Genomic DNA, 25,392 nt, shown 5'->3' on the forward strand with positions numbered 1-25,392 from the left:
TCACTCTGGAAACGATGTGAGCAATCGTGTCTTCCAGAGACTGCAGATCCATGCAGAAGGAAGAGACCTCCTCCTTCACGATATTGTTGTATTCAGTTGCCGGCAGTTCCGACGATATCGAATCAACGACTCCCCATGCCGTTGTCAAGCATGGCGTCATACAGGTTTGAAACCGTCACCTGTCCGTCAGAGGCAGACGCAACAGCAGAGAACGCGGCGTTCTGCTGCTCCGGCGTAAGCGTCGCGAGCGCGGGGATTCCGCCCTCATACCGCCATTGGTTCTGCGCGACCCACAGCATATAGGTCAACGCCTCCTGGGGATGGGCCGCATTCTTGTTGATGGAAACATATGCTTGGGACACCAGATTGTTGTTGCCATCCGCACCGGTACTTGGCAACTGCGTGACGCCATACTTCCAGGAACGGGGATAATCCTTCTGGCTGTTCAGCAACCGGACGAACCAGTTTCCCTGGGGGAACATCGCCAGATGATCGCCAGCCAACGCGTAATAGTTCCAGCTGGCGCCTTCTGCATTCAGATCCGAAACTGACATCTGGATTCCCTGCACCGAGGCAAGTTTCTTGTACCACGTAATCGCTTCAGCAAACGCGGGATCATCGAAATTTGAGGTTCCGTCCACTTTGTAGAACGGCACGTTTTTCTGACGGGCAGGAAGATACATGTATTGGGTATCAGCCTGCATGAAGGAACCATACACACCCTTGGTAGCATCCGTCAATTTCTTCGCCGTGGCGATGTAATCGTCCCATGTCCACGAACCAGAGGGATAGGGGACCCCGGCCGCGTCAAACAGATCCTTGTTGTAGTAGACGCACCACATTTCCTGTTTGAACGGAATCCCGTAATACTCGCCTTGTGCGTTCTTGGGAAGATTCACACCCCAGAGCGTCTCTGCATCAACACCAGATCCCGCAACCAGTTTGCTCAAAGGCATAAAAAATCCACCTTCATTCCGGATGGTGTAGTTTTTTGCTCCCAAGGATTCCACAACATCCACCGTTCCACCGGCAAGGAGATCGATGTTCACCTTTGCGTCATGATCATCATCATTTCCCGGGGTAGGCGTCACATCGACATGAATTCCCGTTTCCGCTTCAAAATCGGCATTCATTTTGGTGTACCATGCCTCATTGGCGTATGATGCGCGGCAAACAGTCGTCACCACACGCTGGGTGTTTCCCGATTCCTTCGAACCAGCGGGAAAGGCCATAGCGGTTGCGAAAAACGTCACGACAGCAATCAACAGGTTCCGTTTCATAGCAGACTCCTTACGCTTGCGTGCCGGATTTCCTGCATTCCGCAAGAATCTTCACGATCCGGTCACGATATGTCCTGTCCCTGCCTTCCCATTCCGGGGACACTTGTGAAGCCACATCATAGAAATTTTGTTCGTCCAATCCTTTCTTTTGCCCAGCCAGCGTATGCTTGTCCAGCGCATAGGGAGGAATATGAGGCCGAAGATTACCGGCATCATATTCCTTGATGATCCAATTGAGCATCTCGTCACTGGATCGGTCCTTCAGGCTTTGGCACAGGTATCGCACCGCATGAATGGCCAGAAGCCGTCTGTCACCATCATGTTTGGGAACCAGGCGCCGCATCTGATCCAGGCTGTTGATCAAAATCGGCGCGATGGGATTAGCCATCCCGACATCTTCGACGCTGATCGTCCGCAACCGATACCAGAGATATTCTTCCATATCATCGCTGGTGATCATCATTTCATACGCCAACACTGCAGCGTTCTCTGGATGATTTCTCCGGATTTCCTTTTGCAACGCGGAAATCACCTCGTCAGCGGCCAGCCCACTGATAGTCTTGCATTTCTGCCACGGGTCGTATGCGTATGCCATGGACACCTCCTACGTATCAACCATCATTGTTGTTTTGTATGGTTCCTTTTCTCGAGAAAAAGGGAAAGGGCAAAACATTTGAATTTGTCTCATTCTTTTTTCTTTTCAAGCAAGACGATGATGACATACCATGTTTGCATGAAATTCATACGGGAAATCGTGCATGAACCGAAACGATACGACAAACGGCATTTGACGTCCGCCGCCATCAACGCGCCAACCTTTGCCATGGCGCGGATCAAACAAGGGGGATATGGGATTCTTGATGAAACCTTCTGGGTGCAACGCACTCCTCAACGTGGGTTTCATGTCATCGTTCTGACACTTTCCGGAAAAGGAAGATACTATATGGAGGACGGAACCGTGTTGACATCCGCTCCAGGACAAGCCTTCATCAGCAACGCCATGGGTCAAGGACATCGGGAAGAAACCATTGGACCGGCACCTTGGGAAATGATCTGGCTGACCATTTGGAAAGAAGAAACCCCAGATTTCCTTCCTCATTGTCAGGATTATGAGATCATCCCGTTCACCAATGGTCCGTTGTTAAAGACACTGTTTCTTTCTTTGATGAAGGAGGAAGTGTATTCAGACACCCGCTCACCACAGGCGGTGGATTTGTTCGAACAATTATTCTTACTCTATTTGGAACGGGCTCTCGGCGTCACCGAAGCTCTGGATATCCGATACAACCGAAGCAGGATTCTCCCCCTTTGGGAAAGCGTGACAAGCAGGATTGGGGAGCCATGGAGCGTCCCTGACCTTTGCAAGGAAGCAGGCATCAGCAGACCGCACCTTTCCCGTCTGTGTCTCGCATTGTACCAAAAGGGACCGGGAGAAATGGTCAGAAGTTTGAAAATGGATCAAGCAAAACAGCTTTTGATCAATTCCTCCATGACCATCAAGGAAATCGCCAATCTCATCGGCTACAGTTCCGCCGCCAATTTCACCACCGCATTCACCCATGTGGTTGGTATGTCCCCCAAGACATACCGAACCCACATGACGCAAAACGGCGAAAGAATGTCAGAGGTTACATCTTCTCCAGAAACGGCACCCCGATGAGGGTGAACGCGTTCTGGAAGACCGTCACCACCATGCTGCACAGCGCCACCCGGGCGACGACCAGGTCTTTGCTCGAAGCGCGAAGCACCGGATTGTCGTGGTACCAGGAACTGAACAGCTTGGACAGGTCGTACAGGTAGGAACAGATCAACGAGGGATCGTAGGTGGCCCCTGCCTTGGCGACGATGGATGGGTACTTGGCCAGCAATCCCACCATCTCCCGTTCCTGCGCCTGGGAAAGCAGTCTTCCATCAAACGGAACATCCGTATATGCATCCTTCGTTTCGTCGAACTTACGCAGGATGGAGGAGATACGGGCTCCCATGTACTGCAGGTATGGACCGGTGTTTCCGCTGAAACTGATGCTCTCCTTGGGATTGAACACCATATCCCGTTCCGGAGAGACCTGCAGCAGGTAGTAGTTCAACGCCCCCAACGCGATGGCGGCGCTGGTTCCCTTCACGTCCCCCACTTCCTCTTCACGGCCTTTCTCCGCGATCTCCTCGCCCGCCAACGTGGAAAGCTGCTCCACCAGATCATCGGCATCGACCACGGTGCCTTCCCTGCTCTTCATCTTCCCCTCGGGCAGGTTGACCATACCATAGGAGAGATGATGCAGTTCCTTTGCCCATGGATAGCCAAGCTTACCCAGCACATAGAACAGCACCTTGAAATGGTACTGCTGCTCGCTGGCCACCACGTAGATCAGGCTGTCAAACGGCCAATCCTTGTGCCGGGTGATGGCGGTTCCGATGTCCTGGGTCATGTACAATGAGGTGCCGTCTTTGCGAAGCAACACTTTCTTGTCCAGTCCGATCGGAGCAAGGTCCACCCAGACCGAACCATCCTGCTCCCGGTAGAACACCCCCTGCTCCAGCCCTTTGAGCACTTCCGCCTTGCCCAGTTTGTAGGTGTCCGATTCATAATAATACTTGTCGAAGCTGATGCCCATCGTCCGGTAGCTTTCCTCAAGCCCCTGCAGCGTCCAGCCATTCATCAGGTTCCACAACCGGAGGACCTCAGGATCCCCTTTCTCCCACTTTTCCAGCATCGCCTGCGCCTGGGCGTCCGGGGAATCCGGCGTTGCCTTCCAGGCGTCCTCATCCAGCGGACCGCCGGCGGCCTGGTAAGCGGCGAACGCCTCTTTCTCCCAGGTGGCGAACCGGACATAGTACTTGCCGACAAAGTGGTCGCCTTTCATATGAGTGGACTGAGGCGTCTCCCCACCACCAAACTTCTGGTAGGCGAGCATCGACTTGCAGATGTGCACCCCTCGGTTGTTGATCAAATTGACTTTCTTCACTTGGGCGCCGTTGGCTTTCAGGATGGCGCTGACCGCGCTGCCGATGGAATCGTTGCGCATATGTCCCAGATGAAGCGGCTTGTTGGTGTTGGGGCAGCTGAACTCCACCATGATGCGTTTGCCTTCCAACGAGTCATTATTCCCGTACGTGCCGCCCAGTTGGGTGATGGCGGTGTACAGGTTGTCCGCCATATTGGCCATGTCCAGCCGGATGTTCAGATAAGGACCGGCGACCAGCATCTCCCCGTCAGGCCGGCCTTCCTGCTGTTCGATCCGTTCCTTCAGCTTTCCCGCAAGGATGGGAGGCGCCATGTGAAACACTTTGGCGAATGCGAACAGCGGGAACGCGATGTCCCCCATTTCCGGTTTTGGAGGAGTCTGCACCACCAAGGAAGGCATCTGAACGTCCCCCACGGTCTCCTTGGCCATTTTCCCCAGTTCCGTCTCCAGCAAGGATTTCCATTCCTGTCTCACATCGTCAAGCATTCGTTTCTCCTCCGTGCTGATGATACTGATTCATCGGGCTCTGGGCAAGACGGATGGAAATCTCACCGGTGCCCAACACGAGGGAAGAACCATCGCCACGCCGCAAAACCAAGTGGGCGTTCTCGTCCACCCCGGTGGCAGTCCCTTGGTCGGTCAGCATCCCACCTTGGAATACGGACACGTCCTTTCCGATGACGATACACCGCTTCCGGTATTCCTCCAGGAACGCCCGGCCGGACAAGTGGTGGGAAGAGGCCAGAAGCCGGCTTGCCAAAGAAGCGACCAGCCGGTTTTGATCGACCCCATCCGGCACCTGGGACGGACCGGCATACAGGGATCCGGCGATGGACCGGAACTCAGGAGGAAAATCCTGCTGCTGGGTACAGAAGTTGATGCCGATCCCCACCACCACGGCGGAAAGTCTCCCGTTCTCCATGTCCATCACTCCTTCGGTGAGGATCCCCACCACCTTTTTGTTCTGGTAGTACAGGTCATTGACCCATTTGATGCCACAGGAAAGGCCGGTCTCCTCCTGGATGGCCTGTGCCGTGGCGACCGCCGCCGCGCTGGTGACAAGGAGCGCGTCCGCCATCTCCCACCGGGGACGCAGCACAAGGGAAAGATAGATGCCGCCATGGGGACTGGAGAACGGACGCCCCAGACGGCCCCGCCCCCCGGTCTGCCTTCGGGCGACGATCAGCGTGCCGTCAGGACAACCGGAGGCCGCCTTTTCCTTTGCCAGACGATTGGTGCTGTCCACCTCTTCCAACACCGTTACGGAAAGGTTGGGAAGCAGTCCTGACAGTTTGGTTCCCGAGAGTCTTCCATCTCGGTCATCAAACCGATATCCGTTGTGGGTTTTTGCCTGGATGACATACCCGTCATCCCTCAGTTTCTCCACCGCTTTCCAGATGGCTGACCGGCTCACGCCAAGGTTCCGGGACAACTGTTCGCCGGAGACGAACTGTCCTTCCTTCTTCCGTAAATATTCCACGACCCGTTCCTGTGTACGCATAGCCGCATCATACCGCAAATTGTCAACCTCTACAATGTTTACATTTGAGAAGAAAATCTGGTAGCCTCTGGGCATGCAGACGAAAAAGATCCTTGTGGTGGCGCTGTACTGCGCCTTGATGACGGTAGGCGCCTATATCCGTTTTCCCCTTCCTCCGGTCCCCATCACGCTTCAGACGATGTTCGTCCTGATGCTTGGGTTGACCACCAGCTGGAGCGTCTCCCTGGAGACGATGGTGTTGTATCTGTTCCTGGGAGCCATCGGGTTGCCGGTATTCACCGGCGGCGGAGGCCTGGGAGCGTTGCTCGGTCCGACCGGGGGGTTCCTGTTCGGCATGGCCGTCGCCGCTCCGATCATCTCCCTGATCGCCATGAGGCCGAACCGCAGGGGCTTGGGATGGGATATTCTGGCCGTCGTCGTCGGAGAAATGGTCATTTATGCCATCGGCATCAGCTACCTGAAGTACCAGCGGAGCATGGAATGGGGGACGGCGTTCAAAGCCGGCATGCTTCCCTTCCTGCCGGGAGACGCGTTAAAAGCGACCGTCGCTATTCTCCTGGCCAAGGCGTTCCGGGGACGGATCGAGGAATTCTCCTCGACCAGATGACAGAGTTGTACCACTGTGGATATACTCGAGGCATGAGTGACTTTGACAGCACGTCCTACGCCGACAACCTGCTTTCCACGTACAACCGCGCGAAAGGACAGGCCCAGTACTATCTCCTGAAGCGCATCCCGGAAATGAAGCTGATGCGCTTGCTCTCCAAGGACATCATGGAACTGATGTTCCCCGGCAGAAGTGGAGATTGTCCGGAGGATTGTACGTTGGATTCCGTCGTCCGGAGGGAACTTGCCGAAGTCTGTGACATCCTGCTGGAACAGATTGCCATCGCGTACACCTACGACAAGCCGGAAGAAGATGAAGCCAGCCACCGGGCAAAAGCGAAAGAAGATGTCATCGCGCTGTGCGAAGCGTTGCCGTCCATCCGCAGGATGCTCAAGCTGGACGCCGTCGCAGGGTATGAAGGGGATCCCGCAGCCGGATCGGTGCGGGAGGTGATCCTCAGCTATCCATGCATGAAAGCGCTGACCATCTACCGGGTGGCACACGTCCTGTATATCCGGAAAGTCCCGTTGATCCCCCGCATGCTGACCGAACTTGCCCATGCCGAGACCGGCATCGACATCAACCCCGGCGCGCAGATCGGAGAATCATTCTTCATCGATCATGGCACCGGCGTGGTCATCGGGGAAACGACGATCATCGGCAACCATGTGAAGATGTACCAAGGCGTCACGCTGGGAGCGTTGAGCTTCCCCCGGGATGCCTGCGGACTGTTGATCCGGGGAACCAAACGGCATCCCACCATCCAGGACAACGTGACGATTTACTCCCACGCGACGATTCTGGGGGACATCACCATCGGGAAGAACGCCGTCATCGGCGCCGGGGTATGGATCAAGAATGACGTACCGCCGGACACCATGGCGATGCTCGATCCCCCGAAGATCACCTATCGGGATCTTTCCAAACGGAAAACGGGCCAGCCGGACATCAGCTGAGGGGAACGGAAGGGATCCAGCCGGACTGTCGTGCCGCCTTCCTGGAAGATGATGGGAAGAAGATCTCCTTTTCGTGAGAACGATGGTGCGTCGAGGACTTTTACCTCCAAGTAATTACCCGTCGTTCCGTACCAATACCCACCTTTGCGCTGTTCCAGAATCACTTCCCCATGGCGGCCGGCCTGCCGAAGCAGATAGGCGGCATGGTGCCGCTCTGCCAGTTCCCTGAGGATTTTCGCCCGTTCGTCCCGCACCGATTCGGGAACCCGGTCCTTGGCCGTGAACAATGGGGTGTCCGGACGGGGAGAGAACGGGAAGACGTGCAGCATGGAGAAATCGTAGTTCTGGAAGAAATCGTACGTTTCCTGGAATTCCTTCTCCCCTTCGGCGGGAAGTCCGGTGATCACATCGGCGGCGATGAACGGATCATCCTTCATCTTTCGAAGGGTGGCGATGATCGTGCCGATCCGATCCATGTCGTTGTACCGGTTGACCCGGCGGAGCACCGTCCGGCTGGCAGACTGGATCGGAAGGTGAAAATGCGGTTGCATCCGGTAGTCGGCGAACGTATCCAACAGGCGGTCGTCCACATGGTCCGGTTCCATTGAGCTGAGACGCAGGCGGATGTCCGGTCCCAGGCGGGAGAGCAGTTTTTCCACCAACGCGCCCAAGCCTTCGCCCCGATGATCGTACATCGTCAGGTTCACCCCGGTCAGCATGATCTCATGGAACCCTTCCTCCTCCAATTGCAACGCCCGCTTCACCACCGTATCGGCATCCAGATCCATCGCCCTGCCCCGGGCGACATGCACCCTGCAGTAGGCACAGGCATTGTCGCACCCATCCTGGATCTTCAGGTAGGCCCTGCTGTGATAGGAAAATGAGTTGGCATCGAACGCGAAGCGGTCCGTCTCTCCTCCATGATAGGAACGTAAGGGCGGCAAGCAGGTCCGTTCCTTCGTCCATCGCGTTTTCCACGTAGGAAGGAAGCTCAAGCAGACTTGCCTTGCGGTCCAACGAGTAGACGACGACATTGGGGGACAATGAGGAGAGTTCATCAGCGTTCAGCTGGGCGTAACAGCCGGTGGCTACCACCGGAGCCGTCTGGGCGAACTTCCGGATCATCCGCCGGCACTTCTGCTCTGCCTTGCTGGTCACCGTACAGGTGTTGACGATGTACAGGTCAGCATCCTCACCTTCCGGAACGATGGAGAATCCCGCCTTGCCGAACGCGTCGGCCACCGCCTCGCTTTCCGCCTGGTTCAGACGGCATCCCAGCGTGTATACCAACAGTCTCATGTTTCCTGTTCTTTCAGTTCCTGCATGACGACATCCAGGGCGCTCTTCAGGCTCATCCGCATCTCTTTGGCGTACGGGTTGTACCGTTGCAGATCATAGAACAACTGGATGGGGTCATTGCAGGTCTGTTCGACGATGGACATCAGCAGTTTGTATCCGGTGGTAGCCAACCGGGTGTCCTTCAGGTGCAATTGATCCAACGTCCGGCCGACAAAGTGGGTGACTCCTTGGCTCCAGGCCGCTTCCTTGTCATGTTCGTCACAGGTCATGCGGATGACATCCAACCCCCATTTCTTGAACAAGGCAAGCCATTTGTTGACGATGACCACCGGGCAGGAGAGCGGGCAGACCACCATGGGAAGCCCCTTGATGCCGTGCTTGCCGGAGTCCGGGCCGAACATCGGATGGGTGGCGATGGTATAGACCGCCTTGCTGAGCTTCTTGTCCATCACATCGGCGGGGTACAGTTTCACCGAGCAGGTATCCATTACCAACGTTCCCGGCTTGATCCGGTCCTTGACCCGTTCGATCACCTCGGAAAAACTGGAAATGGCGACGCAGAAGAAAATCGTCTCACAGGAGAGCACGGTATCCTCGTCCACCATCTCCACTCCCTCGATGGGAGGTTTCTGATGGAGGCTGTACCCACAGACATCCAGGTTCTGCATGGCCAGTTGCCGTGCCCAGAAGGCGCCGAAGCGCCCCAATCCATATACCCCTACGCGCATGGGCACATTCTACACGATAACGCGACTATTTATCAACGAACAGAATCGTGCTACACTTTTGGGGAAACGTGAGTGCTATACCCTGCAAAGGGTTGCCCATATTTTGTGAGGAGAAAAACATGACTTTTGCGGAAAAAATGATCAAGAAAGCCGTCGCCGCCCAGAAACGGTTGGTGTTGGCCGAAGGGACCGAGCCGAGGACCTTGCAGGCCGCCCGGAAAATCAAGGACCAGAAGATCGCCAAGAGCGTGATTCTGGTAGGCAACGTGGAAGCGGTGAAAGAAGCCGCCAAGAAGGTCAACGTGTCGGTTGATGACATGGAGATCGTTGATCCGGCGACCAGCCCCAAACTGGACGCCTACGCAAACGAGTACTACGAACTGCGCAAAGCCAAGGGGATGACTCCGGAGCAGGCGCATACCGACATCCAGGACATCCTTCGCTGGGGTGCCATGATGGTTCGCCTGGGAGACGGGGACGCGCTGGTAAGCGGCGCTGAATCCACCACGGCCGACCTGCTTCGCGCCGCATTCACCATCATCAAATGCAAACCGGGCGTCAAGTATGCCTCTTCCTGCTTCGTCATGGTGACGGACAAGAAGGAGTATGGAGCCAACGGTTCCTTCATCTTTGGTGACTGCGCCACCATCCCCAACCCGACCAGTGAACAGCTGGCGGACATTGCCGAGGAATCAGCCGTATCCTGCCGCACCTTCCTGGAAGTGGAGCCGTGCATCGCGCTGCTTTCCTATTCCACCAAAGGCTCCGCCAAAGGAGAGTTGATCGACAAGGTCACCGGCGCTCTGGCCATGCTGAAGGAGAAGGACCCCGATCTGAACGTCGACGGAGAACTGCAGCTTGACGCCTCCATCGTGCCGACGGTCGCAGCCAAGAAGGCTCCGGGCAGTAAGGTTGCCGGACACGCCAACACGTTGATCTTCCCCGACCTGCAGGCGGGAAACATCGGTTACAAACTGGTGCAGCGCCTTGCCGGTGCGGAAGCCTATGGTCCCGTGCTCCAGGGCTTCGCCAAACCGTGCTCCGACCTGTCCCGTGGATGCTCTGTGGACGACATCGTCGTCACCAGCGCCATCACGCTCAGCCAAGCCGCGGCGAAATAACCACATACCAAACCCATCGGGCCGTACCCTCTCGGTACGGCCTTTTTTGTCCTAGCCACGAACATGCTTTTTCGCTAGGATGGTCACCATGAAGGTACATGAAGTCAACGTGCTGGATACGACCAAGCCGATCGGGAGCATCATCTGGTCGTTGGCCTGGCCTGCCATTTTGGAGCAAGTGCTCCAAGTGATGGTCAATTACGTTGACTCGGCGATGGTCGGCTCCCTGGGGGCGGCGGAGACCGCCGCCATCTCGGTCAATTCCTCCACCATTTGGTTGATCAACGGCCTGATGAACGCCCTCGCCATCGGCTTCGCCGTCCTGATGGCACGCCATCTGGGAGCGGGAAACCGGGGGATCGCCAAGAGCGTGGTGCGCCAGGCCTTGGCCTGCCAGAGCCTGTTCGGTCTGGGTATCTCACTGATCATGCTGGTCATCGCCCGGTACCTTCCTTCCTGGCTGCATGCCGATCCGGCCATCCAGGCCGAGGCGACCGGATACATGCGGTGGATCGCCGCGGGGTACCTCCCCACCATGCTGATGATCGGTCTGAGCGCCATGCTGCGCCTCTCCGGGGATACCAGGACACCGCTGTACCTCAACGCGTTGAACAACCTGTGCAACATCATCCTGAACCTGTTCTTCATCTTCCCTGGCTTCCATCTGTTCGGATTCTTCGTCCCCGGTCTGGGCAAAGGCGTCGCCGGCGCGGCGATGGCCACCTCCATCGCGGCGACCATCACGGCGATCTTGCTGTTCGCCTCGCTGAAACAGCCCCAGCGGAACATCCATCTGGAAAAAGGAAGCTGGAGATTCGACCCGGTGGTGCAGAAAACCGCCATCATCCTCTCGTTGCCCATCGCGCTGGAGCGGTCAACGTTGAGTCTGGGACAGATCGCCTTGACGGCGATGATCACACGGCTTGGCATCACGGCGCTCGCCGCCCACTACCTGGCCAACACCGCCGAGCAGATCACGTTCCTGCCACCCTCCGGCTTCGCCACGGCGGCCACCACGTTGGTGGCCCAGGCCCTTGGAGCGAACAACGAATCCCTTGCCAAACGCTATGCTGACACCTGTGTGCGGTGGGGTTTCATTCTGATGACCACCATGGGCGCGTTGATGTTTGTCTTCGCCCCGCAATTGATCGGTATTTTCACCACCGATGCCGCGGTGATCCTCCTGGGAGCCACCGTGCTGCGCATCGAAGCGTTCGGAGAGCCGGGATTCGGCCTCTCACAGTTGATCTTCGGCGTCCTCCGTGGCGCCGGGGATACCAGAATCCCCTTTTTGATCTCCCTGCTTGGCATGTGGGTGGTGCGTATCCCCTTCGCGGCGATTCTGTTGAAAACCACAGGGTTGGGACTGAAAGCGATCTGGATCGCCATGATGACCGACATGACGGTCCGTGGGATCGTCAGCTGGGTGTACTATCGGAAGGGGAGCTGGAAACGTAGGTGGAAAACGTCCGGGTAAGGGAGAGCAACTCGTCCCATCCCAGCTCTTCGGCGCGACGGGACGGGGCGATGCTGCTTCTCTCCAACACGGCGGATACGCCACCGGAGAGGATCATCCCACCACATTTTCCCTGAAGCAGATTGTTCCGGACCGTCTTCCTCCGTTGGGCAAACAAGTCCCGGACCAGCATCAGGAACGTCGCTTTCAATTCGGCGGGAATGCGTCCTTCCGGTCTGCGCCGGAACGAAAGCACGCTGCTCTGCACGTTGGGTTCGGGATAAAAACTCCCCGGTTTGATGGCAAACAGCACCGATGGCTGATAGTCCATCTGACAGAGCAACGAAAGGGATGACCATTCTTTTGAACCGGGGGCGGCACAGATCCGCTCCGCCACTTCCTTCTGCAACGTGAAGACCATCAGATCAGGACGCAGCGGACTTTCCATCACCTGGGCAAGCAGCACCGACCCGATGTTGTACGGCAGGTTTCCGCAGATCCGCTGGGGGACATCCGTCCGCTCCCCCATTGTCTTCAGGACATCCCCTTCCACCAGTTCGAACCGATCCTCTCCGGGAAACGCGAATTCCCGAAGCACCCGGCAGAACCCATGGTCGATCTCAAAGGCCGTCACCGACGCCCCACGGTCAAGCAGTTCCTTGGTCAGCGACCCGATGCCCGGGCCGACTTCCCACACCTTCATTCCTTCCCCAATGACGAGCGCGTCGGCGATTTTTCTTCGAATGGACGCCGAAGTGAGGAAATTCTGCCCGAACTTCTTGCACATCGCCAGATCCTGGGCTTCCAAGAGCAGCTTGATCGCCCCAGGGGAATCGTAATTGAAGTTCCAGATCATACCGTTGTTTCCTCACCTTCTCTACAATCAGCTTAGCATAGCCGAGGAGCGGAAAACAGGTCAACAGAACCCCGAGGAACACTCCGTACCCGTTCCAATCGATGGCCCCGCCCACCACTACTCCCCAGGAGAGCATCCGCACCAGGAGGTTGGTGGCCTGTTGCAACACCCACGGAACTCCAGGAAGCGGAGTCAAGGAGAACAGGGACAAATACAGGATCAGTTTGATCAACAACGACGTGGGATCGGTCAGCACGACGGAAAGAAGATTGGCGTTCCCCATGACAACCAGCGTGACAGGAGCGGTGAACGCCACCGCCATCATCCCCCTGAAAATCGGAGCGAGGAATGGATGGAACAACGGGGCAAGGAAGCGGGCGGCGACCAACGCTCCGAATGCCTGATGACTCAGCACGAACCCCAGCGTCTTGACGGAACACGGAAACAACCAAGCCTGCAAGACCAAGGAAGCCCACCAACCGTATACCACGGCAAACTTCCGTTTCCCGATGACGGCAAGCGATCCCGAGAGGAGCGCGGCCCGCATCAACGAGGGTTTCGGCCCAACCACCACCAAAAACCCCGCCGCCAACGCCAAGCCCGCGATCCTCCCGATCCGATACCCGAAGATCCTTCCCAACAGCGCGCTTCCCAAGGCGATGACGAAGCCCAGATGCATGCCGGAGAGAGCCAGGATATGGCTGCATCCGCTCTTCAGGGCAAGGTCTTTCAACGGAAACGAAGCGCTGTCGCTCTGTCCGAGGAGCAGCATCCCGGCCAGCGATCGGGAGCGAGGGTCCGGCACCCGACGAGAAAGCGCCAAACCGACACGTCGCATCAGGGTATGACGCTTTTCCCCAAAGCGGGGAATGCGAAGCACCTGGGTTTGCTTCGCCACAAAGAAGGCGGGATCCTTGAAGCTTCCCCTGACATTCAGCGTCGTCCCATAGGGAAGCGTGGTATCCTGGGGGATCATCACCGAAACCAACCCTTTGGCGGATGCCGTCTGGCCCCATCTGCCGGAACAATCAACCAGGCGAACCCGAAGCACCTGGCCTCCAGAACGGGTAAGACTGCTGTCATCCTCAAGAATCCCGGTGAGGGCAACCACCTCCACCTGCGGCAAGCCTAGGGAAAGCTGTCCCTGGGCGTCCGCCCAGGAGAGCGTCACATACAGGCTGTAGCAGAGAAACGCGCCGACCGTCATCGTTCGACGAAGACGCGGTGCAAGAAGAAATCCCAACGAAAGGAGCGCCAGAAATCCACAGCACAGGACGAACGGATGTCCCAGGAGCGGACTGGCTACGAAAGCGAGAAAGACACCCAACGCAATGACGACAGGCGTGGCGACCCCAAGGACCCAACAGCTCATAACGAGCATACCAGGAAATCCTCATCATTGTATCAACAACGGTAACATTTTTCCGGTTTGATGTTCTATTTGGAAATATATCGTTTGGATAAGTCATGTGATGTATAGAATGAGGACATCGTCCCGATCTCTGGTGATCGTGATCAAAGAGTGTATGCCGTACGGATTTTCTAGGAAGGGATCCTTCCCAACTTGGTTTCTGTGGCAGGGATGGCTACCAAAAGACCCAAGAGCGGGCCATCGACCTTCTTTCCCAGAATGGCATCGGAAAGGCGGATCGCCTGCAGTTCCGGCTTACGAAGTTTTCCGCCCAACCGCTCAAGCCAATCATACGTTTCTTTTTGATGGACGGAAGCGTAGGCGATCATCAGGGGTTTCAGCTCCGGTTCCGGCCAGGAAAACCGAAGTTTTCCCTGGATGATGGCATCGGCCAGATCATCATGATCCATCCCGCCCAGCGTGGTGAGGAAGTTCTCCACGACGATCAACGTGGAGTCGATGACCACCGTCGCCGAAGATGCTTTCTCCTTCAGTTCGTTCTTTTCCTTGCGTGCCAATGCGGAGGCCACGTCCCTGCGGGAGAGGAACCTCCAGAACAGAATGGAGATGACCAGGCTGACCACCAGCTCATCCACCATCGGAATGGGGTCCCGGACGGCGAGCGCACCGATGAAGTAGACGATGAGGAACACCCCGGCGGTCAAGAGGAGACGAGGCACGTATCGCTTCTCCATGATCCACGTCTCCACCGACCAGTCAATGTCGGCGAACAGGGCGATGCTCGCCTTATCCTTCTCCATAGGAGAAAGCGGCGCGTCGCTCTGGATGGTCACCGCCTCGGTGGCGTCCACCTTGCCTTCCCCCAGATACGGGGTGACGTACATCGCCTCTCCATTGTCGCGAAGGATACGGTAGGCACGCATCAGAGCGCCCTCTCAAATTCCGCCTTGATCACTTCGACGTTTGGCTCCAGCTCTTCCCGCTTGCCGGAGAGGAACAGGTAGTATTTGATCTTCGGTTCGGTTCCCGACGGACGCACCACCAGTTTCTCCCCGCTCTTGAAGTGGATGATCACCACATCACTCTTGGGAAGCCCGGTGCCGTCGGCAAGCAGATCGGTCATCCGCAAGATATTCCGGCCGGCGATCTGGTCGCCGTCCTTCAGCGCCCGCATCCCCGCCATGATTCCCTTCATCGTTTCCTTTCCTTCCTGTCCCGGATAGTCCCGATTGAACACCGCTTCGGCGCTGTACCCGTATTCCTGGTAGATCTCGTTCAGGCGATCCTGCAACGTCATTCCTTTGCGGGCGTAATAACACATCATCTCCACCGCGGCCAACGAACTGGAGACAGCGTCCTTGTCCCGGACGGACGGAACGGTGAGGAAGCCATAGCTCTCCTCACATCCGAACAGGAAATAGCGATCCTTGCTCCGGGGATTCTCCAGATGGTCGATCTGCTCGGCAATGTACTTGAATCCGGTCAGCACATCCTTCTCCACGCCACCATTCGCCTCAGTGATGCGTTTGATCAGATCGGTCGTCACGATGCTCTTGACCACCATCGGGGTACGGCTATCCTTGTGGAGTTCCTTGGCGGTATGGATCAGATAGTCGCAGAGCAACACACCGATCTGGTTTCCGGTAAGCAGCTGGTACTCCGTCTTTTCCTTGTTCTTTGGGATTGCCAACCCCATCCGGTCAGCGTCCGGATCGGTGCCGATGACAATATCCGCCTTTTCCTTTTTGGCCAGCTGGATGACACGGCTCATCGCTTCGGCGCTCTCCGGATTGGGAAGCTTCACCGTAGGAAACGCGCCATCGGGGAGCTGCTGTTCCTTGACCACCACCGTCCGGATCCCCAACAGGGAAAGCAAGTGGGTGACCGGAACATTGCCGGTGCCATGCAACGGGGTATACGCCACGGTAATGGGGCTCCCCTGAACCAAGGCGGGCCTACGGAGGCTGGCAAGCGCCATGTGGTAGTATGCCTGATCAACCTTGGGGGAGACGCTTTTCAACATCTTGGTGCTTCGCGCTTCCGCTTCACTGATCCGCTTGATCTGATCAGCCGTCACGGCATTGGCACGTGTGGCGATGCCGGTGTCATGGGGCGGCGTCACCTGTCCCCCGTCGCTGTAGTACACCTTGTATCCGTTGTAGATGGCGGGATTATGGCTTGCCGTGATGACGATGCCCGCCGTGGCACGGAGGTACCGGACGGAAAAACTCAACATGGGAACGGGATGCAGGGTATCGAACAGTTGCACCTGCACGTGGTTTGCGGCAAGCACCAACGCCGCCGCGAGAGCGAATTCTTTGCTGAAATGCCGGCTGTCATAGGCGATGACTACGGAAGGATCTTCCGCCTGGGACACCAGGTATTCCGCCAAGCCCTGGGAGACTTTCTCCACCATGAACGTGTTGATGCGGTTGGTTCCCCCGCCGATGACGCCCCGCATTCCCGCCGTTCCGAAACTCAAACTGGTGTAGAAGCGGTCGTTCAGGTCCGCCCAATCCTTTTTCTCCAGGCTCTGCCGCACCTCATCACGAAACCTGGGTGTCTGTTCCGCCGCCATGTACGCTTGTGCTTTCTGCCACAAGGATTGCTCATCATATTGCATCGATCCGTTCCTCCAGTTCTGCTATTGTATCACAGATGACGGTGCTGTCCAATTTTCCCAGCGCGTCCCGTCCCCGGAATCCCCAGGAGACCAACGCGACCCGACAGCCAGAGGCCTTGGCGAACTGCCAGTCCACTTCGCTGTCACCCACATACAGCATCTCGTCCCGGCCCAACCCTGTGGCGTTCAGAAACAGGGAAAGCGCCTTGGGGTCGGGCTTGTGGGGCAGACTGGCTTCCATCCCCTGGATCAACGCGAACGGCAAGGAAGGAAACAGACGGCGGATGATCATACGCACCAGCACGTCCGCCTTGTTGGATAATACGCCGACCTGCACCCCTCGGGCGACAAGATTGCGCAACAACGACGAGACCCCAGGATACGGCTTGCTGTGCTCACAGGGATGGGCTTCGTAAAAGGAGATCAAAATCCGGTAGAGCTCATCGAACCGTGCGGTATCCATCGTATCCAGGGCAGGCCCCAACGCGCCGCGGAGCGCGTTGGCCAGGCCTCGCCCCACCACCGTTTTGGTCGTCGCTTCGTCAATCGGAGCCACACCGGAAGCGGCAAGCGCCGCGTTGATGGCCGCTTGGATGTCAGAAATGGTATTCACCAAGGTGCCGTCAAGATCGAACAGCACCCCTTTTCCACTGCTTTGCATGCAGCAAGTATGGCAGATGCAGTTCTCTTGCTCAAGGGATTCTGGTATGATGTGCTCATGCAGACCATCACGATACAAGGCGGGAAGGAGAAGCAACTGCTCCGCCATCACCCATGGGTGTTCTCCAAAGCGATCACGCCGGGACAGAGCCCGGAAGAAGGCCCGTGCAGGGTGGAAACCAGCGAAGGCCGGTTCATCGCATGGGGCTGGTACGACGAGAAAAGCCATATTCCGCTCCATTTGCTCTCCTGGGACGAAGCGGATGTGATCGACGAGCTGTGGTGGGAAGCCAGAATCAAGGATGCCGTGCAACGAAGAGCCCGGTTTTTCCGTGACAAACGTACGACAACCACCACGTTCCGGATCATCTTTTCCGAAGCGGACATGTTGCCCGGACTGGTGGCCGATGTGTATGGCACGATGATCCGGATCATCATCTCCAGCCACATCGCCTGGGGAAAGAAGGATCTGATCGTCCGCACGCTGGATGGGTTGCTCAAACCGTCCCTCCAGGTGATCACCACGGACAGCGCCTACACCGGGGTGGAATCACTTCCCGGTGGCGCGCTGTTCTGGAAAGACGGAGCGTACTTCACGCCGGATGGCAAGCTTCCCGCCGTGCGGTTCCGTGAAGACGGGTTGTGGTACGAAGTCGTTCCCGGCATGGGGCAGAAAAGCGGTTTCTACTGCGACCAGCGGGACAACCGTAGAGCCATCGAGACGTACTGCGCCGACGCCGTGGTGCTGGACGCCTTCTGCTATACCGGCGCGTTCACCCTTCACGCGCTTCGCGCAGGAGCCCGCAGGGTGGATTGTCTTGACTCAAGCGAAGACGCGCTCCGTCAACTGCTCTACCACATTCACCTGAACCAGAATGAAGGAACCATCCCTCAGGACGGCAGGGACAAAGTCACCACGACGACCTGCAACGTGTTCGAACAGATGCGTTCCATCCCGCACAACACCTACGACGTGATGATCCTGGATCCCCCGAAGCTCGCCCAGACGAAGAGCCAGGCGGAAGCTGCGTCCAAAGCGTACAAGGATCTCAACCGGCTTGCCATGGAGCGGATCAAACGGGGTGGCATTCTGGTGACGTTCAGTTGCAGCGGAGCCATCACCAGCGAACTGTTCCGCACCATCCTCGCCTGGAGCGCCCAGGACGCCCATCGGGAAGCGCAGGTACTGCGGATTCTTGGGGCGGGAGAGGATCATCCGATCCGTCTCTCGTTCCCCGAATCAGAGTACCTGAAAGGATGCGTCGTCCGGGTGCTGTGAATCACGAAGCCATCGGAGAGGGCGTTGAATCATCATCATCGTCGTCAAGACGGATGCCGGCCAGGCTCCACAGGAGCCGGACGATGGAAAGCGCCTCGGTGACGGCGACGGAAAGATCCTCCACCTCCCCATCCCCGCCATCCAGCGCGCGCAGTTGCACGCCGTACTCACCCATCACCGGAACCGGTTGGGAAAAGACCAGATGTTCCGGCATCGTCTTCACATCGTTGTACTTGCAATGCCGGAACTCAGCCACTCCGTCTTTGTTCAGGGACGCAGAGGCACCGAACAGCCGGCAGACCAGCGGGCGTGCCGGATAGACGGTGCAGTGATGGGGGTTCTGGGGATTGAACAACGGGCAATGGTCGCTGCCAATGCCATTCTCCAGCCGGTCGATCAACGAGAGGTCCCGCCGCACCAACAGCAGATAGGCTGCGACCATCCTGGCTTCCAGACTGGTGATGTCCGGCATGAAATGCTCACAGCAGGTGCCGCATCCCTGTCCGCAATGGATCGCGTAGGCGTCACAGAACGCCAACGTCTCGTCCTCCACCCTGTCGTACAGATCCGACAGATGGGCGAGGCTTTCTCCAAGAAACGTCCCACCCAACAGCCGGACGATCTTGTCCCGTTCGTAGTTCATAGGGATTTGTTCCTTTCCTTCTTTTTCTCTTCCGTTTTCAACATCCGCATGCTTCTCCGGTCACTGAAGATGTACAGCGCGACGACGACGGAGATGCCACAGGCGACCAACATGAACAGCCACGCCAACGGATAGCCGGTAAACGGCAACTTGACGTTCATGCCGAAGAAGCTGGTGATGAACGTAGGCAGCATGAAGCTGATCGACACGATGGTCAACCGCTTCATGATGATGTTCATGTTGTTGCTGATGACGCTGGCGAAACAATCCATCGTCCCGGTGAGGATGTCGGTGTAGATGTTGGCCATCTGGATGGCCTGCTTGTTGTCCGTGATGGTGTCTTCCAGAAAATCCTGCTCAGTCCGGGCCGTCCAGATGGAAGAACGTCCCTTTGTTGTTCAGCCGCTCCAGAAGCGCCTCGTTGGTCGTCAGGCTGGTGGTAAGGTACACCAGGGACTTCTGGATCTGCAAAAGCTGGAGAAGTTCGTAGTTCATGATGGATTTATGCAGCTGGCCTTCCACCTGGTCCTTGCGGCGGTTCAGGTATTTCAGCACCCTGATGTACACCATGGTGGCACGTCCCATCAGGGAGATGACGAATCCTTCCATGGTGGATACGGGATAATGGCGGTACCGCTTCTTGGCGAAATCATCCAGCACCACGCTGTCCCCCTGGCAGATGGTGATGATCATCTCAGGGAACATCACGATGCCCAGCGGGAGGGCCTGCTGGTCCAGCGTATCCTCACTTTCCGACAAGGCGGGAAGCCGGAGGATCAGATCAACATACGTGTCTTCCTTCTCAATGCGGCTTTGCTCGTCCTGGTCCATGATGTCCGCAAGGAGATCGCTGTCGATGTTGTATTTCTCTTGGAGCAACGTGATGTCGTCCCGGTTGACGTCACGGGCGTCAACCCAGGTATACCCTCCCGTTTCTCCGGGACCTTTGGAATAACTTTCATGTATGGTGATCATAGGCGCCTCTTGTCAATAAAAAATCAGGCGCGCTCAACTCGGAGAGCGCCGCAGGTACGTTCTGGTAATGGGACGGTGTCTTCCGTATGCATGGCCTCTCCTCCTCCGGTCGATACTATCATAGCGACGGGGGGATTGCAAAGATGGCTGGCTCGCTTTTTCCCATTGCAACTCCAAGGAAAAAAACGAACAATACGGAGGGAGGCTACGATGTTCACCAGAGACGAAGCATTGGGATTACTGAGGAAATACACCAAGAACGAGCATTTGATCTACCACGCATACTGCGTGGAGGCGGTGATGCGCCGTTTCGCCACGGAACTGGGGGAGGATCCCGAGTACTGGGGACTGGTCGGTCTGCTCCACGATGTGGACTGGGACCAATTCCCCGAGCAACACTGCCACAAAGCGCCGGAACTGCTCAGGGAGATCGGTGCGGATGATGACTTCATCCACGCGGTGTGCAGCCATGGCTGGGGAATCTGCTCCGACGTGGAGCCGACCAAACCGATGGAAAAAGGTGCTGTACACGGTGGACGAACTGTGCGGCCTGATCTACGCCACGGCATTGATGCGCCCGGAGCACATGGAGGGCATGACACCCAAGTCAGGTCAAAAAGAAATGGAACAGCAAGGGATTCGCCGCCGGCGTCAACCGCGATCTGATCGACAAAGGCATCGGAATGATCGGGATGGACAAGGACAAGGTGATCACCCTTGCCATCGAAGCGCTTACCGGAGTGGAAAAAGAAATAGGCCTTTAATATTCCGTATCAAGAACGATATTTAAGAAAACTATCATACGGATAGGCGGTTGCAACGGCATCTGAACGGTTTCGGCAATCCGAGGGAGAAACCATGGTGATGTCCATGGAAGGCAATCCGAACACTTCCCTGACCCGTTCTCCGAACAGGGAACGGATGCGGGATTCAGGAACACCTTCCCGGTACAGGCGGTCCAGCAGCAACAGGGAACCGGAGAAACCGGGAATTCCCGATGCTCCCTTCTCCTTGTCTTGGATGGTATGGGGCGCGTGGTCGCTCTCCACCCAGTCGATCCTCCCATCACAGAGTGCCTGGAACAATAAGGCCCGATGGGCTTCATCCCGAAGAGGAGGATTCATCTTGGCATACAGCCGATGATCCTTGGCGTCGTCTGCATTCAACAACAGATGATGGGCCGTCGCCCCCGAGGTGATCCGCAGCCCATCCTTCCGTCCTTGTTCGATCAACGGCAGGCACTCGGCGACGCTGAGGTGGCAGACGTGCAGCACCCCCTGGAATCCTTCTTCCTTTGCAAAGCGTATTTGGTCCTTCACCGAGGCGATCTCCGCCTCAATGGGACGGGCCAGAGAATGGGAAGAGAAATCCGACGGATCTTCAAGATCCGGACGGAGCAGGCTCTCTTTCTCACAGTGGACGGCAAGCACTCCGGTGTATCCCAATCGGGAGAGTGTGCGGTACACCTTCCGTTGGGCTTCCTCGGTGACCTGACCCATATTGCCGGTTGAGTTGCCGGCGAACAGCTTCAAACCCACTACACGGGGAAACCACTTCCTCCATGCATCCACCACGGTCTTGATTGCTTGCTCATCGGCCATCAACCCCGCGTAGACGGAATACCGGATGGGACGACCCGTCTGCGCAAGCACCTGCTCCTCCGCAGTTCGTCCCATCTCCAGACGGGCTTGGATCGCCTCCGTTCCCGTCAAAGGAGGATTGCAGTTGGGCATGTCGAACACCCAATCAAAGCCACAGCGTGAGGCAACGGTCAAACCGTGCAAAATCGTTTCCTTGGAAGCTTGGACACCATCCCGAAGATGCACATGAGGATCGATCATCTGAGGAGCTCCTTGGCGTTGGACATGAGCCAGTCATACTCCATGAACGTCCCCCACTGGCAGGCGAGACGATCTCCGACGGCACATTCTCCGCACAGGCCAATGCCACAGCGGGTCATTTTCTCCAGTGACACGCTGATCATCCCCGACGGAACCCCGCGATCCACCAGCTTCTTTGCCGCAATCGCCATGAATTTCGTCGGTCCGACCAGGTAGGCGGCCGTATCCCTGGGAATATCCATCGTATCCAACAAGCCGAGGACCCGACCAGGAACACCGTCATCCGCTACGGTGTGGAATGAGCCGTACGGACTGAGTACCGGCTCGAACAGGCCAGGACCGGAAACCGGCACGCTGGTCCCCACCAGCATGGTAATGTCCGTTCCCTGCTTCTTCAGCTCGTCGCAGAGCATCGGCAGCACGGCCACTCCGGTCCCCCCGGCAATGAGCAACGCGTGCCGGCTTTGCTTCACCGCCACCGGCATGCCATACAGGCCTCGGACGAACAGTTCATCCCCTTTTTTGAGCGCGCACAGGTGTTTGGTGAACGGACCCCTGTCCTTGATGATGAACCGCAGCGGGCTGGTCGTCGCCACACTGAACGGTTTCTCACCGACCTCAGGGATCCACAGGAACACGAACTCCCCCGCCTTGCTGGGCAGTTCCCCGTCCAACGTGAGGATCACCGTATCCGGGCCATACGTCTCTTTTTCCACGATGCGATGACGCCGGTAAGCCATTTTGCGTTCCGTACGGAGGTATCCCTCACTTCGAAGCACGGGATTCTCTCCATGGAGCATGGCAAACGCCTCGCTTCCCACCGCCTCCAGGTATCGTGGCCACTCTTGTTGGTTCACCATGCCCAGGGCACTGCCGATGCCGACCACATCGGCTCCCGCCTGCACCATGGCGGCGGCATCCGTTCCGGTGGATACGCCTCCCATACCGATGATCGGGATATCGGCTCCGACGGCATTTCGGATGGCGCGGACCGCATGAAGCGCGTCTTCCTTCACCCAACGACCGCTTTTTCCGCCTTTGCCTCCCACCTTGTTGATCAAAATGGAATAGCCGCTGTCTGGATCCCGGTGTTCCACCGGACCGACGGTGTTGATGGCGGTGATGCCATCAGCGCCGGCTTCCATCACCGCTTTGGCGATGGACCCGATATCCGGCACATTGGGGGTCAGCTTGACGAACAGCGGGACGGAAAGATCCGGGATCGCTTTCCGGATGGTACGTACGTACATCGATGCGATGGACGCGTCACAGCCGATGGACGCCCCATACCCTTTTGCCGCGTGAGGGCAGCTGAAGTTCAGTTCGACCAGGTCAGCGTACGGGCAGAGGGTACGGATCAACGTGATGAAGTCCTCGGGACTGTTTGCCGAAAGGGAGACATTCAGCAAGGCACGCATCCTTTCTCCTCGCAGCCGTTTCAACTCCGCCTGCGCTTCCTTCATCCCGACATTCTTCAATCCCACCGAGTTGCCGAAGCAACCGGTTTGGGTTTCGCAGATCACCGGTTCGGGATTCCCCGGGTTTGGCACGACCTGGAAACTTTTCGTCGTGATGAGATCAACATCAGGAATCTCCCGATCAAAATACCGGATCATCTCCTCATTGGTCGTCGCCACTCCGCTGACGGTGGCCAACGGAATCCTTCCGGTAAGGGATTTCAGGGAAGCGAAGGGATTCACAGGGCCGTCTCCTCGGTAAGGGTACGGATCGCCGCGATGCACTGATCCAGCCAATCCTCAGGGGCGGGACCATGCTTCCACGGCTGGGTCAAGCCACTGGAACTGTTGATGCGCACCAGCTCCAACGGATACCCGTGGGAACGGAGCACCTCCATCACCTGGGTTGCCGATCCTCCTTGGCTCCCCACTCCGGGGATCAGAAGGGGTACGGGGGATTTCTGATAGAACGATACCAAGTCTCCCAACTCCTGCATGTTGGTCGCCCCCACCACGGCGCCGGTCTTCCATGTCTGGATCAGACGCGCCACCTGGAGGTACAACGGACCATCGCCGCAGATCAGGTCCTGCAGGTCTTTTCCTCCGGGATTGCTGGTCCGGTTCAGGACGTACACCCCTTTCTCCGGACCATAGGCGGAGAACGGAGAGACGGAATCCGTCCCCATATACGGAGCGACGGTGACGGAGTCCACTCCCCAGACATCGAACGCCTCAATGGCGTAATTCTGGCTGCTGCGGGCGATGTCCCCCCGCTTCGCGTCCAGAATCACCGGAATACCGGGGAAGAAATTCTCCACCATGTCCAGCACATCACTGAGCGCCTGGGAACCGGAGAAATCCTCTTCCCGCGGATGGTCAAGCAGGGCGAAAAACCCGATGTTCGGTTTGAACGCCGCAGGGGCCAACCCGGAGAGATTCATCCGGCGAAACAGCTGGCGGTAGTACGTGTTGAGCCGGTCACGGACCGGTTCACTGTCTTCGCCGGGAAGACAGGACAGTTGGGGATCCAGCCCCATGCAGGTGCAGTTGCCGACATCTTTTGCCGATGTGCAAAGCAGTTCTTGGTAGGTCATTTCTTTTCCTCCTTCGGCCATCCGTTGGCCTCGCCCCACCCAAAGGGATCTTCTCGCCACGCGGCAAGGGTCTTCACCTGCGCCGAGGTGAGGTATCCCCGCTTCTCTGCGTGGAACAACAAGGTAGGATAGTCCAGAATGGTTTTCAATGTGCAGGCAGGGAGTAACGCGGCGAACGCGTCCGTGCTTGCCTGCAGTCCGTAGGTGAAGATGGCGAAGCAATAATCACACGAGCCTTCCGCCTGCACGATGGAAGTGACCGCGTCCACCGAAGAGCCTCCGGTGGAGATCAAATCCTCGATCAGCAACACCTTTGCGTGGTGATAGCTCCCCGACGCGTCCAACCCCTCGATCTTCTGATGCAGTCCGTGGTCTTTGGAAGCACTCCGTACATAGGACAGGCTTTTGTGCAGGCGATCGGCCAGCGTGGTGGCGTGGGGGATGCCTGCCGTTGATGTCCCTGCGATGTTCTGGGGGTCGTAGCCAGTCTGCGCCAACAAGTCGCAGAACGCGTCAGCGATCATCGCCCTACTTTTCCAATCCGCCAGGAACTGCCGGTTGTCGTTGTAGATTGGCATCCGGTATCCGCTCGCCCAGGTGAACGGATTGTCCGGACTGAGCCGGATGGCTCCGTTCTCCAACGCTTTTTCCGCCAGCAAGGCGGCATAGTCTTCACTCATG

22 protein-coding genes and 3 pseudogenes are annotated in these 25,392 nt (G+C 57.3%); 7 read left to right on the forward strand and 18 right to left on the reverse strand.

Features of this window, described 5'->3' with window-relative positions; genetic code table 11:
* Nucleotides 1-122: 122 nt before the first annotated feature.
* On the reverse strand, nt 123-1,280 hold the full coding sequence (locus LKE28_04870) for an extracellular solute-binding protein (protein ID MCH3907581.1): 1,158 nt from the start codon (nt 1,278-1,280) through the stop codon (nt 123-125).
* 10 nt (nt 1,281-1,290) lie between these two features.
* Nucleotides 1,291-1,755, reverse strand: coding sequence for a hypothetical protein (locus LKE28_04875; GenBank protein ID MCH3907582.1), 465 nt, complete (start codon nt 1,753-1,755; stop codon nt 1,291-1,293).
* 18 nt (nt 1,756-1,773) lie between these two features.
* Here LKE28_04875 and LKE28_04880 point away from each other — a divergent pair, with 18 nt between their 5' ends.
* On the forward strand, nt 1,774-2,940 hold the full coding sequence (locus tag LKE28_04880; protein ID MCH3907583.1) for an AraC family transcriptional regulator: 1,167 nt from the start codon (nt 1,774-1,776) through the stop codon (nt 2,938-2,940).
* Here LKE28_04880 and argS read toward each other — a convergent pair.
* Complete coding sequence (gene argS, locus LKE28_04885; GenBank protein MCH3907584.1) at nt 2,909-4,729, reverse strand: arginine--tRNA ligase; 1,821 nt, start codon at nt 4,727-4,729, stop codon at nt 2,909-2,911. The two genes, LKE28_04880 and argS, sit on opposite strands and share 32 nt — an antisense overlap.
* Nucleotides 4,722-5,744, reverse strand: coding sequence for a biotin--[acetyl-CoA-carboxylase] ligase (locus tag LKE28_04890; protein MCH3907585.1), 1,023 nt, complete (start codon nt 5,742-5,744; stop codon nt 4,722-4,724). Before LKE28_04890 ends, argS begins: the two co-directional genes overlap by 8 nt.
* A gap of 73 nt (nt 5,745-5,817) precedes the next feature.
* Between LKE28_04890 and LKE28_04895 the strand changes: the two genes are divergently transcribed.
* Both LKE28_04895 and LKE28_04900 read left to right on the forward strand, forming a co-directional pair.
* Nucleotides 5,818-6,351: a biotin transporter BioY gene (locus LKE28_04895; protein MCH3907586.1), complete on the forward strand. Its 534-nt coding sequence runs from the start codon at nt 5,818-5,820 to the stop codon at nt 6,349-6,351.
* 32 nt (nt 6,352-6,383) lie between these two features.
* A complete protein-coding gene (locus LKE28_04900; GenBank protein MCH3907587.1) occupies nt 6,384-7,307 on the forward strand; it encodes a serine O-acetyltransferase in 924 nt (307 codons plus the stop codon).
* Here LKE28_04900 and LKE28_04905 read toward each other — a convergent pair.
* Genes LKE28_04905 through LKE28_04915 form a run of 3 tightly spaced genes read right to left on the reverse strand, consistent with a single transcriptional unit; the run spans nt 7,259 to nt 9,334 of the window.
* Entirely contained in the window at nt 7,259-8,119 is an 861-nt protein-coding gene (locus LKE28_04905; protein ID MCH3907588.1) for a radical SAM protein, read from the reverse strand. The genes LKE28_04900 and LKE28_04905 overlap by 49 nt on opposite strands.
* Nucleotides 8,031-8,606, reverse strand: a complete 576-nt coding sequence (locus tag LKE28_04910; protein MCH3907589.1) for a hypothetical protein — start codon at nt 8,604-8,606, stop codon at nt 8,031-8,033. The genes LKE28_04905 and LKE28_04910 overlap by 89 nt, the downstream gene beginning before the upstream one ends.
* Nucleotides 8,603-9,334, reverse strand: coding sequence for a prephenate dehydrogenase/arogenate dehydrogenase family protein (locus LKE28_04915; GenBank protein MCH3907590.1), 732 nt, complete (start codon nt 9,332-9,334; stop codon nt 8,603-8,605). Before LKE28_04915 ends, LKE28_04910 begins: the two co-directional genes overlap by 4 nt.
* 119 nt (nt 9,335-9,453) lie before the next feature.
* Between LKE28_04915 and pta the strand changes: the two genes are divergently transcribed.
* Both pta and LKE28_04925 read left to right on the forward strand, forming a co-directional pair.
* Nucleotides 9,454-10,455 (forward strand): phosphate acetyltransferase, encoded by a 1,002-nt coding sequence (pta, locus tag LKE28_04920; protein ID MCH3907591.1) that lies wholly within the window; start codon nt 9,454-9,456, stop codon nt 10,453-10,455.
* A gap of 88 nt (nt 10,456-10,543) precedes the next feature.
* Nucleotides 10,544-11,932, forward strand: coding sequence for an MATE family efflux transporter (locus LKE28_04925; GenBank protein ID MCH3907592.1), 1,389 nt, complete (start codon nt 10,544-10,546; stop codon nt 11,930-11,932).
* On the opposite strand, the gene rsmA is transcribed toward LKE28_04925, so the two are convergent.
* The 5 genes and pseudogenes from rsmA to LKE28_04950 all read right to left on the reverse strand — a co-directional run bounded on the left by rsmA (nt 11,874) and on the right by LKE28_04950 (nt 17,423).
* Nucleotides 11,874-12,767, reverse strand: coding sequence for a 16S rRNA (adenine(1518)-N(6)/adenine(1519)-N(6))-dimethyltransferase RsmA (gene rsmA / locus LKE28_04930; GenBank protein ID MCH3907593.1), 894 nt, complete (start codon nt 12,765-12,767; stop codon nt 11,874-11,876). The two genes, LKE28_04925 and rsmA, sit on opposite strands and share 59 nt — an antisense overlap.
* Nucleotides 12,768-12,909: 142 nt before the next feature.
* Nucleotides 12,910-13,539: pseudogene (locus LKE28_04935) on the reverse strand (ComEC/Rec2 family competence protein).
* 770 nt (nt 13,540-14,309) lie between these two features.
* Nucleotides 14,310-15,062 (reverse strand): hypothetical protein, encoded by a 753-nt coding sequence (locus LKE28_04940; protein MCH3907594.1) that lies wholly within the window; start codon nt 15,060-15,062, stop codon nt 14,310-14,312.
* Nucleotides 15,062-16,762: a phospho-sugar mutase gene (locus tag LKE28_04945; protein ID MCH3907595.1), complete on the reverse strand. Its 1,701-nt coding sequence runs from the start codon at nt 16,760-16,762 to the stop codon at nt 15,062-15,064. Before LKE28_04945 ends, LKE28_04940 begins: the two co-directional genes overlap by 1 nt.
* Entirely contained in the window at nt 16,752-17,423 is a 672-nt protein-coding gene (locus LKE28_04950; GenBank protein ID MCH3907596.1) for an HAD-IA family hydrolase, read from the reverse strand. Before LKE28_04950 ends, LKE28_04945 begins: the two co-directional genes overlap by 11 nt.
* A gap of 57 nt (nt 17,424-17,480) precedes the next feature.
* On the opposite strand from LKE28_04950, the gene LKE28_04955 reads away from it, so the two are divergent.
* Nucleotides 17,481-18,701, forward strand: coding sequence for a class I SAM-dependent rRNA methyltransferase (locus LKE28_04955; protein ID MCH3907597.1), 1,221 nt, complete (start codon nt 17,481-17,483; stop codon nt 18,699-18,701).
* Between the two features lies 1 nt (nt 18,702).
* Here LKE28_04955 and LKE28_04960 read toward each other — a convergent pair whose 3' ends face one another.
* Nucleotides 18,703-19,344 (reverse strand): YkgJ family cysteine cluster protein, encoded by a 642-nt coding sequence (locus LKE28_04960; protein ID MCH3907598.1) that lies wholly within the window; start codon nt 19,342-19,344, stop codon nt 18,703-18,705.
* Nucleotides 19,341-20,319 (reverse strand): annotated as a pseudogene (locus LKE28_04965) (magnesium transporter CorA family protein). Before LKE28_04965 ends, LKE28_04960 begins: the two are co-directional and overlap by 4 nt.
* 210 nt (nt 20,320-20,529) lie before the next feature.
* Here LKE28_04965 and LKE28_04970 point away from each other — a divergent pair.
* Nucleotides 20,530-21,083, forward strand: a pseudogene (locus tag LKE28_04970) (HDIG domain-containing protein).
* A 9-nt stretch (nt 21,084-21,092) separates the two neighbouring features.
* Here LKE28_04970 and LKE28_04975 read toward each other — a convergent pair.
* Genes LKE28_04975 through LKE28_04990 form a run of 4 tightly spaced genes read right to left on the reverse strand, consistent with a single transcriptional unit; the run spans nt 21,093 to nt 25,391 of the window.
* Nucleotides 21,093-22,160, reverse strand: coding sequence for a dihydroorotase (locus LKE28_04975; GenBank protein ID MCH3907599.1), 1,068 nt, complete (start codon nt 22,158-22,160; stop codon nt 21,093-21,095).
* Nucleotides 22,157-23,860 carry a dihydroorotate dehydrogenase gene (locus tag LKE28_04980; GenBank protein MCH3907600.1) on the reverse strand — a complete coding sequence of 568 codons (1,704 nt, stop codon included), beginning with the start codon at nt 23,858-23,860 and terminating at the stop codon, nt 22,157-22,159. The genes LKE28_04975 and LKE28_04980 overlap by 4 nt, the downstream gene beginning before the upstream one ends.
* Nucleotides 23,857-24,711: an orotidine-5'-phosphate decarboxylase gene (gene pyrF, locus LKE28_04985; GenBank protein ID MCH3907601.1), complete on the reverse strand. Its 855-nt coding sequence runs from the start codon at nt 24,709-24,711 to the stop codon at nt 23,857-23,859. Before pyrF ends, LKE28_04980 begins: the two co-directional genes overlap by 4 nt.
* Nucleotides 24,708-25,391 (reverse strand): orotate phosphoribosyltransferase, encoded by a 684-nt coding sequence (locus LKE28_04990; protein MCH3907602.1) that lies wholly within the window; start codon nt 25,389-25,391, stop codon nt 24,708-24,710. The genes pyrF and LKE28_04990 overlap by 4 nt, the downstream gene beginning before the upstream one ends.
* Nucleotide 25,392: the final 1 nt, after the last annotated feature.

Source organism: Sphaerochaeta sp., from assembly GCA_022482495.1.
Lineage (GTDB): Bacteria > Spirochaetota > Spirochaetia > Sphaerochaetales > Sphaerochaetaceae > RUG023.